Origin of the sequence: Kineococcus vitellinus (assembly GCF_009906315.1) — a bacterium.
GTDB classification, from domain to species: Bacteria; Actinomycetota; Actinomycetes; order Actinomycetales; family Kineococcaceae; genus Kineococcus; species Kineococcus vitellinus.
The window spans coordinates 1-10006 of sequence record NZ_JAAALL010000165.1 but is presented as its reverse complement, the minus strand read 5'-3'; the positions used below and the strand labels follow the sequence as shown (position 1 = coordinate 10006).

The following is a 10006-nucleotide window of genomic DNA, read 5'->3' as shown; positions in this document are numbered from 1 at the left end:
TCGACCGGTCGACCGGTCGAGGGGCGGCACGAGGAGGCGGAGGGTCCGTGGAGCGTCAGGCGCTGCTGGGGCGCGAGGGGGAGCGCGGCGCGCTGGCCGCCCTGGTCGAGCAGGCGGCCGCCGGGTCCGGCGGCGCGCTCGTCGTCCTCGGCGCCCCCGGGATCGGCAAGTCGGCGCTGGTCGCCGAGGCGGCGGCGCGGGCCGCGTGCGGCGGCACCCGCGTGGTCACGGCCGTCGGGGTGGAGTCGGAGGAGGACGTGCCCTTCGCCGGCCTGCACCAGCTGGTGCACCAGCTGCGGGACGGCGTCGACGACCTGCCGGGACCCCAGCGCGCCGCGCTGCGGGCGGCCGTGGGCCTGGCCGACGAGACGGTCCCCGACGCCCACCTCGTCGGCCTGGCGGCGCTGACCCTGCTCTCGGACGCGGCGGCGCGGGTGCCGCTGCTGGTGGTCGTCGAGGACGCCCACTGGGTGGACCGGGCCAGCCTCGACGTGCTCGGGTTCGTCGCGCGGCGCATCGAGTCCGACCCCCTCGTCCTGCTCGCCGCCACCCGCCGCGCGGACGACCGCCTCGGGTGCGCCGGGCTGCCCGTGCTGCACCTGGACCCGCTGACGGAGGAGGTCTCGGGCGCGCTGCTGGACGCCGTGGCGCCGGGCCTGGGGCCGCAGGTCCGGCGGCGCCTGCTGCAGGAGGCGGCCGGGAACCCGCTGGCGCTGACCGAGCTGCCCGTCGCGCTGTGGGCGGTCGGCGGGGCGTACGCGCTCACCCCCGCGCCGCTGCCGCTGACCGAGCGGCTGGAGCGCACCTTCACGGCGCGGGTCTCCCGCCTGCCGGCCCGGACCCGGGCGCTGCTGCTGCTCGTCGCCCTCAACGGCGACGGGACGCTGGAGGAGTGCCTGGCCGCGGCGGCCCGGCTGCTGGGCGGGCCCGTCGGCGTCGCCGCCCTCGACCCGGCGGTCGAGGCGGGCCTGGTGCGGGCCGGGGGCACCACCTTCCGCCACCCGCTGGTCCGCTCGGCGCTGCACCACGCGGCGACGCCCGTGCAGCTGCAGGCCGCCCACGCCGCCCTCGCCCACCAGCTCCGGGGCCAGCCCGACCGGCAGGCGTGGCACCGCGCCGCCGCCACCACCGGCCCCGACGAGGGCGCGGCGCAGGAGCTGGACTCCACCGCCGGCAGGGCCCTGCGGCGCGGTGGAGTCGCCGCGGCCCTGGCCGCGCTGACGCGGGCGGCGGAGCTGACGCAGGACCCGTCCGCGCGCGCGGACCGGCTGCTGCGCGCGGCCGAGCTCGCGCTGGAGTCGGGCCGCTCCGAGGTCGTGGCGCACCTGCTGTCCCGGGCCGGCGCGCTGGAGCTGTCGGTGCGGGACCGGGGCCGGGCGGCCTGGGTGGACGTCGTGCGCGGCGAGTGGACGCGGGGGGAGGGCGCCGCGAGCGCCGAGCTGGCCGAGCTGGCCGTCGAGGTCGCCGCCGAGGAGCCGCTGCTGGGGCTGCGCATGCTGTGGGGGGCGGTCCTGCACTGCTACTACGGGGAGCCGGGAGCGGGCGCGCGCCGGCGGGTCGCCGCCGCCGCCGACCGGATGCCCGTGGACGCGGAGCACCCCTGCCTGGTGGCCCTGCGGGCGTACTGCGCACCCGTCGAGCGCGGGCGGGACGTCGTGGACTCCCTGGTGCGGCAGCTGGAGCGCTCCTCCGAGGACCCCGAGGGGGACCACCTCCTGGGCGGTGCCGCCGTGACGGCGGGGGCCCCCGCCCTGGCGGTCCGGCTGACGACGAGGTCGCTGGCGGCCCTGCGGGCGCAGGGCCGCCTGTCGATGCTGGCCCGCTCGCTGTGCGTCCTGGGGGGCAGCGCCGCGCGGCTCGGCGACGTGCGCGCCGGCTCCCTGGCCGCCGACGAGGCCGCGGAGCTGGCCCGCGAGACCGGTCAGCCCCTCCTGCTCGCCATGGTGGACGCCGTCCGCGCGCAGCTGGCCGCCGTCTGCGGCGACCCGCGGGTGGAGGAGTGGGCGGCGCGCGCGGAGCGGGTGGCCCTGCCGGGCGGTGCGCGCCCCGTGCTGGCCGTCGTGCAGACGGCCCGCGGGCAGGCCGCCCTCTGCCAGGGGCGCTACGGGGACGCGCTCGGGCACCTGCAGCGCGTCGTCGACCCGGCCGACCCGGCCTTCCACCCCTGGCTGCGCTCCTACGCGCTCGCCGAGCTGGTGGAGGCGGCCGTGCGCAGCGGGTCCGCGGACCTCGCGCGCGACGTCCTGGCGGAGCTGGCCCCGCTCGAGCAGCTGGCCCCCTCTCCCGCGCTGCTGTGCGGGCTGCGCCTGGGCCGCGCCCTGCTCAGCCCGCCGGGGGCCGCCGAGCCGCTGTACCGGGCGGCCCTGGAGGCCGTGCCCGCGGACTGGCCGTTCGAGCGGGCGCGGGTGCACCTGGCCCTGGGCCAGTGGCTGCGGCGCCGGCGGCGGCCCGGGGACTCGCGCGCCGTCCTGCAGGCCGCCCTCGAGACCTTCGAGGCCCTGGGGGCCGCGGCGTGGGCCGAGCGGGCTCGCCAGGAGCTGCGCGGCACGGGCGCCCCGTCCCCGCGCCGGGACCCGGCCGCCGTCGACCGGCTGACCTCGAGCGAGCTGCACGTCGCGCGGCTGGCCGCGCAGGGGCTGACGAACCGGGAGATCGGCGAGCGGTTGTACGTCTCGCCGCGGACGGTGGGCACCCACCTGCAGCGGATGTTCCCCAAGCTGGGCGTGAGCTCGCGCGGCGAGCTCGCGGAGGTGCTGCGCGGCGAGGTGACGTACGCCGACGACGTCGTCCGACGGACGCGGCCGGTCCCGCCGGGCCCCTAGGTTCCCGGGTGCCCGGTCCGCACGCGGCGGACGGGCGGAGAGGAACACCATGGGGACCATTCCCGTCGGCAGCGAGGGCTCGACCACCGTCGAGCTGCACTATGAGGACCACGGCTCCGGGCAGCCGGTCGTCCTCATCCACGGCTACCCGCTGGACGGGCAGTCGTGGGAGAAGCAGACCGCCGCGCTGGTCGGGGCCGGCTACCGCGTCATCACCTACGACCGCCGGGGTTTCGGGCGCTCGAGCAGGACGATGACGGGTTACGACTACGACACCTTCGCCGCGGACCTGGACGCCGTGCTGACGCAGCTGGACCTGCGCGACGTCGTGCTCGTCGGTTTCTCGATGGGTTCGGGCGAGGTCGCCCGCTACCTGGGCACCCGCGGCTCGGAGCGCGTGGCGAAGGCGGCGTTCCTCGCCGCGCTCCAGCCGTTCCTGCTGCAGACGGAGGACAACCCCGCGGGCGTGCCGCAGAAGGTGTTCGACGGCATCGCCGAGCAGGCCGAGGCCGACCGCTACGCGTGGTTCGAGAACTTCTTCGTCGACTTCTTCAACACCGACGAGAACCTCGGCTCCCGCCTCAGCGAGGCCGCGGTGCGGGCCAGCTGGACCACCGCCATCGCCTCGGCGCCCGTGGCGGCGTACGCGTGCGTGCCGGCGTGGCTGACGGACTTCCGCGCCGACCTGGAGAGCATCGACGTGCCGTCGCTGATCCTGCACGGCACCGGCGACCGCATCCTGCCGATCGACGCCACCGCGCGCGAGTTCCGCCGCCGGCTGCCGCAGGCGCGCTACGTCGAGGTCGAGGGTGCTCCGCACGGCCTGCTGCTGACCCACGCCGCCGAGGTCAACGCCGCCCTGCTCGCCTTCCTGGAGGACTGAGCGCCGCGCCCGCGCCCGCGCCCCCGGTCCGTGCGGGCTCCGCGCCCGCCGCGACGGGCGTGGAGCCCGTCGCGGCGGGGGCGTCAGGCGAGCACCCAGCGCCGGGCCAGCGCGACGACCTCCTCCTCGTGCGCGGCGACGGACTCCAGGGTGGGGAAGTCGACGACGGCGCGGTCGGGCGCCAGCCACCTCAGCAGCCCGCCGGGGTCCTCGACGGCGAAGCCCGCGGTGTCCGCGCGCACCTGCGCCCCCCGGTGGAAGACCAGCTGCAGCTGCTCGTACGGGTGCAGGCGGAAGGTGATGCGGTCCTCGCCGCGGTGGCGGAAGCTCGGCGCGTTCCACTTCACGTGCTCGCTCAGGTCCGCCTCGCACCCCAGCAGGGCCGCGCGCAGCCGCAGCACGCCGTCCTTGAGGGGGTGCTGCAGGTTCTGCAGGTACTGCTCGACGTCCGCGGACGTGGTGCCCACGTGGTCCTCCCCGGTGGTGGTCGGTGTCCTGGTGGTTCAGACCGCGGCGGGCGCCGGATCTGATCGCTGCCCGGCCGCGGCCGGCGACGGCCGGAAGCCCCGCACGAGCAGGTGCAGGCCGAGCGAGAGCTCCCAGAGGAAGACGCCGGGCAGCGCGAGCAGCGACAGCGCGGAGAACTGGTCGTTCACGCCGAGCACCGTCGCGGTGCTCGCGGCCAGCAGCGGGGCGGCGCCGACCAGGCCCAGCAGCGGGACGGCGCGCGGGACCAGGCGCGAGCGGTGCACCAGGGTGCCGAGCAGCAGCGCGTTCGCGACGGCCATGACGGGCACGAGCTGGAACGAGACGTCGTAGCCCGCGACGAGCGCGGCGGCCGCGCTCGCGAGCCCCTGCGGGTCCGCGGCGTCGGCGCCGCCGGCCTCCCCGCGCAGCTGGACGACGGCGAGCAGGCACAGGGCACCGGCGACGACGATCGCCGCCTCGAGGACGCGGGAGGCGACGAAGCCGAGCGCGAGGGTGCTGCCGTGCCGCTGCAGCACCGGGTGCAGGACCACCGCGGTGCCGACGCACGCGAAGGCGTTGACGAGGAGCAGCAGGCACCCGAGCGCGACGCGCGTGTCGGCACCCGTCCCCAGGACGTAGCGCGGGTCGGAGAGCACCGGGTCGAGCACGGCGAGCGCGGGGATCGAGGAGGCGAAGGTGAGCAGGTAGAGGGCGCCGGCGAGCGCGGCGGTCCGCCGCGAGGCGGGCGCGGCCCCCGGGCGTGCGGGTGCGGTGGGGGGTGGGGTGCTCGTGCTCGTGGTCGTGCTCATGGCGGTCCCTGGTGTGCTCGGCCGGGCGGGGCCCGGGGTTCGTCGGTCGCCGCGCACGCTAGGGAGGCCGGTGGTGAGCGCGGATCACCACGTCTGGTGATCCCTCTGGTGATCCCTCTGGTGATCCCTCTGGTGATCCCTGTGGTGACCCGTCCGGTGGTCCGCGAGCCGTCAGCCGGGACCCGGGCGGCGCCCGCCGAGCAGGCCCAGCTCGGTGGCGCGGCGGACGGCTGCCCGGCGGTCGCGCACGGCGAGCTTGGCGTAGACGTTCCGCGTGTGGGTGCGCACGGTGTTGAGCGACACCACGAGCTCGCGGGCGATGCCCGGCCCGTCGAGGTCGGAGGCCAGCAGCCGCAGCACGTCGAGCTCGCGGGGGCTCAGCGGGTCGACCAGGACCTCCCCGCCGCGCGGTGCGGTGCCGGCGGCCGGCTGCTGCTCCCCGAGCGCGGTGAGCAGCCGGCGGGCGCGGGAGGAGCGGCGGGCCAGCGTCCGCAGCAGCCGCAGCAGGACCTCCCCCTCGTCGGCGAAGACCCGCGCGTACCCCTCGGGCCCGCCCAGCTCCACCGCGCGGGCGAGGTGGGCGAGGGCGCCCGGCTCGTCACCGGAGGCGCGGGCGGCCAGGGCGCGGACGACGAGGACCTCGACGAGGGTGCCCTCGCGCCCGCCGCCCTCCGCCGCCGCCGAGATCCGCTCCAGCAGCCGGGCGGCTGCGCTGAGCGCGTGCGGGTCCCGCTCGGCCGCGCCGCGGGCCAGCAGCGCCCGGGCCAGCACGAGGTGCTCGTACTCGCCCAGGTACGCCACCTCGTCGTCGACGCCGGTGCCGCGCGCGCCCGCCCAGGTGAGCACCTCGGCCCACCGGCCCTGCGCGAGCAGCACCCGGGCGCGCTCGGCGGCGACCGGCCGGGGTTCGGGGAAGAAGTCGGCCTCGTAGACGTGCTCGGCCTCCTCCAGCAGCGCGACCGCCGCCGCCGGGTCGCCCTCGGCGACCCGCAGGCGCGCCAGCGCGACCCGGTGCCGGTGCGGGTGCTGCGGCAGGGCCGCTGCGGCGCCGAGGTCCCCGCTCGTGCGCAGGTGCTGCGCGGCCCCCGCCAGGTCGCCGCGCTCGCGCAGCACGTCGGCCAGGCCGACGTGCAGGTCGGCCGTGCCGCGCAGGACCGGGCCGCCGCGCTCCGCGGCCAGCCGCAGCCCCCGCTCGTAGGTGCGCCGCGCGTCCTCCAGGCGCCCCTGGGTGCTCCGGATGTCGCCCAGCGCGATGCACCCGGCCGCCGCGTCGGCGAGGTGGCCGGCGCGCTCGAAGCAGGCGACGGCCTCGCTCCAGGAGGCGTGCGCGGACGCGAGGTCGCCGGCCGACCACTCCGCCAGGGCGAGCAGGCCCGCGGCCGCCCCCCGCTCCAGGTGGGCGTCGGGGTCCCCCAGCTCGAGCGCGCGGCGCGCCTGGGTCCTCGTCCCCGCGCCGTCCCCGCGGGCCCGGGCGAGCGCCGCCCGGTAGACGGCGACGCCCGCGGCCAGGCCGCGGAAGGCCCGCCGGTCGGCGACGACCGCGCCCGCGGGCACGGCGCCGCCGTCCGCGCCGGAGCCGGGGTCGGAGCCTGAGTCGGCGGCGAGCCACCGCTCCGCGTCGCGCAGGTGCTCCTCGGCGCCCGCCAGGTCCCCGAGGGCCGTGAGCGTGGCGGCCCGCCCGACGCCGAGCACCGGCCGGGCGCGGACGACGTCGTCGGGCAGCGCCGCCAGCCAGCGGTGCATCGTCGCCTCCTGCCGGCTGCGGCGCAGCGCGGGCAAGGCGAGCTCGACCAGGTGCGCGGCGCGCTCGACGTCGCCCCCGGCGAACGCGTGCTCGACCGCCTCGGTCCGCTCGCCGTGCTGCTCGAACCAGTCGCCGGCGCGCGCGTGCAGCAGCGCGACCTCACCGGGGCGCTCCTCGTGCAGCCGCGTCCGCAGCACGTCCGCGAACAGGTGGTGGTAGCGGTACCAGCGCCGCCGGCCGTCGAGGGCGACGAGGAAGAGGTTGCGCCGCTCCAGGTCCTCCAGCGCCGCGGCCCCGCCCGCTCCGCCGGTCACCGCGTCGCACAGCGGGCCGGTCAGCCTGCCGAGCACCGAGGTGCGCAGCAGGAACGTGCGCACGTGCGCGGGCTGGAGCTGCAGCACCTCCTCGAGCAGGTAGTCGACGACGAAGCGGTCGTCGCCGGCGAAGTCGGCGACGAGAGCGGCGGCGTCGTCGCGGCCCTGCAGCGACAGCGCCGCCAGCTGCAGGCCCGCGACCCAGCCCTCGGTGCGCGCCGCGAGCGTCGCGACCTGCTGCGGTGCGAGCGCGAGCCCGGCCGTCCCGCCGAGGTAGGCGGCGGCCTCGTCGGGGGTGAAGCGCAGGTCGGCGGCACGGACCTCGACGAGGTCGCCCCGGGCGCGCAGCCGGGCCAGCGGCAGCGCCGGGTCGGCGCGGCCGGCGAGCACGAGGTGCGCGGTGGCGGGCAGGTGCTCCAGCAGGAACGCCAGCCCGTCGTGCACCTGCGGGGACCGCAGGTGGTGCACGTCGTCGAGCGCCAGCACGACCTCGCCGGGGCGGGCGTGCAGGTCGTTGAGCACGGAGGTCAGCACCGAGGCGGTGGGCGCGCCCGCCGCGAGCAGCGCCTGCGCGTCGGCGCCGGTCCCGGGCGCCGCCGCCGCCAGCGCGGCCAGCACGTACGGCCACAGCACGCCCGGATCGTCGTCGCGCGGGTCCAGCGAGAGCCAGGCGACCCGGGTGCCGCCGGCCGCCCACGCAGCCGCCCGCTCGGCGAGCAGGGTCGTCTTGCCGAAGCCCGCCGGCGCGCAGACCAGGGTGAGGCGGCGCTCGCGGCCGCGGTCCAGGCGCTCCGCCAGCCGGGGGCGCGGCACCGCCCGGCCACGTCGCCGCGGGACGTGGAGCTTCGTCTCCAGCAACGGTCCCGGCACGTCCCCTCCTCCCGCCGCCTCGTCCTGCTGCTGCCGCCCGGTGCCGGCGACGCGGTCGATCACACCGCGACGACCTCGACGAGCTCGTCGGCCCCCCTGAGGTCCGCGGCGTTGCGGGTGTAGAGGCGGGCGCCGTGGGCGTGCGCGGTGGCGGCGATCAGCAGGTCCATCGTGCGGGCGCGCGGCTGCCGGCCGGCGGCGACGACCGCAGCCGCCAGCCGGCCGTAGCTGGCGGCGACCGCTTCGTCGAGGGGGAGGGCGTCGAAGCGCCTGAGCAGGATCGACAGGCGCCGCAGCCGCTCGGCGCGGACCGCGTCGTCGGTGGTGACGAGGACGCCGAAGTGCAGCTCGGCCAGCGTCGCGGCGCTGACGGCCAGCTCGCCGGGCAGGGGGCCGACGTCGTGGGCGATGACGACGCTGGTGTCCAGGACCGCTCTCACCGGGGTCGCCACGGGTCGGTGACCCCCGGGTCGACGAGGTCGCGGTCCTGCGCCCACGTCGGGTCGGCGGGTCCGGAGAAGAGCTCCTCGACGTCGGACCACGAGCGCCAGGAGCGCGTGCTGGTCGGTACCAGGCGGGCACTGGCGCGCCCGGCCACCGTGATGGTCACCTCCTCCCCGGCTTCGACGCGCCTGACCAGCTCGGAGGCCTGCTGGCGGAGCTCGCGGAGACCGACGACCGTCACGGCGGCAATGTAGCACTTGTGCTACCGAGCGCGCCGGCGCCGACCTCCACCGATCGGTGGACGAGGCCGTCCACCGGTGGCCGCCCGGGCGATGCGGGCCCGGGCGCTCCACGCGGACGTGGAGGTGACGCTGCTGCGGGCCGCGCAGGAGGCGCTGGCCAACGTGGCCAAGCACGCGCGGGCCACCCGGGTCGCCCTGACCCTGTCCTGCATGCCCGACCTCGTCGTCCTCGACCCCCGCTTCCAGGTGGTGGGGGAGGCGGCCGACGGCGCGGAGGCCGTCGCCGCCGGTCAGCGCCTGAGGCCGGACGTCGTCCTCGTGGACCTGCGCATGCCCGGAACCGACGGGATCACCGCCATCAGGGAACTGGCCGCGCTCGGCGTGCCGGCGCGGGTCCTGGTCCTCACCACCTACGACGCCGACGGCGACGTCGTGCCCGCCATCGAGGCCGGCGCCACCGGGTACCTGCTCGAGGACGCACCGCGCGAGGAGCTGTTCCGCGCCGTCGAGGCCGCCGCCCGCTCCGAGGCGGTGCTCTCCCCGTCCGTCGCCGCACGCCTCGTGGGGCGGGTGCGCCGGCCCGCGTCCAGACCGCTGTCCCAGCGCGAGCTGCAGGTGCTGCAACTGGTCGCGCGGGGCGCCGGCAACCGGGAGGTGGCCCGGCAGCTGTTCATCAGCGAGGCGACGGTCAAGACCCACCTGCTGCACGTCTACGCCGAGCTGGAGGTCGGCGACCGGGCGGCCGCCGTGGCGATCGGTTCCTCCCGCGGCTACCTGGAGCCGCTGCCGTGAACCGTCGGGCGTCGCCGGTGCGCCTGCGGTCCCGCGGCGGCGCTCACAGCTCGGGCTGGGCCCGCCACACGGGAGCAGGGGTGGGTTCGTCCACGCGGAAGGACTCCGGCGGGTCGGCCGCCCCGGGGGCGCTGGCGCTGGTCCACCGCGCGGCCAGGTCCACGAGCTCGTCGGTGCGCACCCGCTGCCACCGCGGGGCACCCCGCCCGCTCGTGCCCGCACCGCCTGCGGGCGCACCGTCGGCGATCTGCTGGTAGGAGGGCGTCGGCGGCTGCACGGGGTGGTGGTAGGCGCGGTGCAGGCCGGCGAGCAGCCGTTCCGTCATGGCCATCAGCGAGTGGAAGCGCACCGCGCGCTGGCGGGCCCAGCCCTCGGCGGGCGGCCTGGCGTAGGCGTCGACCAGCAGGTCGGCGGCCCGGCGGCCGTCGTCGACGAGCTCGCCGATCAGCTCATCGCTCATGTTCAGGTTCAACCCGCCCTGCTGCGGTGTCAGCAGCACCGAGACGATGCGGTCCCGGTAGCCCGGCATGCGCATCTGCTCGCTGTCCACCCAGTTCTGCATGGTGCGGGCGATGGCGCTGACGAAGGCCGGCAGGGAGCGCGGACCGCCGTCCTCCA

Annotated in this window: 8 protein-coding genes and 1 pseudogene; 3 read left to right on the top strand and 6 right to left on the bottom strand. The window is 77.9% G+C overall.

The window, feature by feature from the left end:
- The first annotated feature begins 47 nt into the window (after positions 1-47).
- On the top strand, positions 48-2822 hold the full coding sequence (locus GTQ99_RS14490) for an AAA family ATPase (RefSeq protein ID WP_166616443.1): 2775 nt from the start codon (positions 48-50) through the stop codon (positions 2820-2822).
- Positions 2823-2871: 49 nt separating this feature from the next.
- Entirely contained in the window at positions 2872-3705 is an 834-nt protein-coding gene (locus GTQ99_RS14485; RefSeq protein ID WP_166616442.1) for an alpha/beta fold hydrolase, read from the top strand.
- 83 nt (positions 3706-3788) lie between these two features.
- On the opposite strand, the gene GTQ99_RS14480 is transcribed toward GTQ99_RS14485, so the two are convergent.
- The 5 genes from GTQ99_RS14480 to GTQ99_RS14460 all read right to left on the bottom strand — a co-directional run bounded on the left by GTQ99_RS14480 (position 3789) and on the right by GTQ99_RS14460 (position 8595).
- Complete coding sequence (locus GTQ99_RS14480; RefSeq protein WP_166616441.1) at positions 3789-4172, bottom strand: DUF1801 domain-containing protein; 384 nt, start codon at positions 4170-4172, stop codon at positions 3789-3791.
- 36 nt (positions 4173-4208) lie between these two features.
- Complete coding sequence (locus GTQ99_RS14475) at positions 4209-4982, bottom strand: DUF4386 domain-containing protein (protein ID WP_166616440.1); 774 nt, start codon at positions 4980-4982, stop codon at positions 4209-4211.
- Positions 4983-5153: 171 nt separating this feature from the next.
- Positions 5154-7973, bottom strand: a complete 2820-nt coding sequence (locus tag GTQ99_RS26980) for a winged helix-turn-helix domain-containing protein (RefSeq protein WP_205707501.1) — start codon at positions 7971-7973, stop codon at positions 5154-5156.
- On the bottom strand, positions 7970-8350 hold the full coding sequence (locus tag GTQ99_RS14465) for a PIN domain-containing protein (RefSeq protein WP_166616439.1): 381 nt from the start codon (positions 8348-8350) through the stop codon (positions 7970-7972). Before GTQ99_RS14465 ends, GTQ99_RS26980 begins: the two co-directional genes overlap by 4 nt.
- Entirely contained in the window at positions 8347-8595 is a 249-nt protein-coding gene (locus tag GTQ99_RS14460) for a type II toxin-antitoxin system prevent-host-death family antitoxin (RefSeq protein ID WP_166616438.1), read from the bottom strand. The genes GTQ99_RS14465 and GTQ99_RS14460 overlap by 4 nt, the downstream gene beginning before the upstream one ends.
- 211 nt (positions 8596-8806) lie before the next feature.
- Between GTQ99_RS14460 and GTQ99_RS14455 the strand changes: the two genes are divergently transcribed.
- A complete protein-coding gene (locus GTQ99_RS14455; RefSeq protein WP_166616444.1) occupies positions 8807-9388 on the top strand; it encodes a response regulator in 582 nt (193 codons plus the stop codon).
- A 43-nt stretch (positions 9389-9431) separates the two neighbouring features.
- Here GTQ99_RS14455 and GTQ99_RS14450 read toward each other — a convergent pair.
- Positions 9432-10006 (bottom strand): annotated as a pseudogene (locus GTQ99_RS14450) (hypothetical protein); the annotation flags it as partial.

What these genes read in the sequence shown, in the direction of transcription:
- GTQ99_RS14455 (WP_166616444.1), top strand. Translation starts at nt 8,807, where the DNA reads ATGCCCGACCTCGTCGTCCTCGACCCCCGCTTCCAGGTGGTGGGGGAG.
- GTQ99_RS14485 (WP_166616442.1), top strand. Translation starts at nt 2,872, where the DNA reads ATGGGGACCATTCCCGTCGGCAGCGAGGGCTCGACCACCGTCGAGCTG.
- GTQ99_RS14475 (WP_166616440.1), bottom strand. Translation starts at nt 4,982, where the DNA reads ATGAGCACGACCACGAGCACGAGCACCCCACCCCCCACCGCACCCGCA.